The sequence below is a fragment of the Burkholderia anthinoferrum genome (assembly GCF_002925705.1).
In the GTDB taxonomy this organism is placed as follows: Bacteria; Pseudomonadota; Gammaproteobacteria; order Burkholderiales; family Burkholderiaceae; genus Burkholderia; species Burkholderia semiarida.
Map to the genome: position 1 here is coordinate 1 of NZ_LFZP01000095.1, position 320 is coordinate 320.

General features: G+C 70.0%; 1 protein-coding gene. It reads right to left on the reverse strand.

Translation table 11 applies throughout. From position 1 onward, the window contains the following. A partial coding sequence (locus C5F75_RS37060) for a hypothetical protein (RefSeq protein ID WP_219817261.1) occupies nt 1-320 on the reverse strand: 320 nt, incomplete at both ends.

Here is a 320-nt window from a genome sequence, read left to right on the forward strand (position 1 = left end):
GCAGTCGGTACGGTGACGGGCGCCTTGGGCGGCGTTGGCAATCCGACTGGCGGGCTTGGTGGCGTAGTTGGTACGGTAACCGGTGCGCTCGGTGGTCTTGGCGGAAGTGGCGGTGCGACGGGTGGGCTTGGCGGTCTCGTCGGGACCGTGGCGAACACGGCAACAGGTGCAGTCGGAACGCTGACTGGCGCACTGGGTGGTATCGGTGGTGGCGGGACCGGCGGTCTCGGCGGCATTGTCGGGACGGTGGGCAACGCGGCAAGCGGCGCAGTCGGTACGGTGACGGGCGCCTTGGGCGGCGTTGGCAATCCGACTGGCGG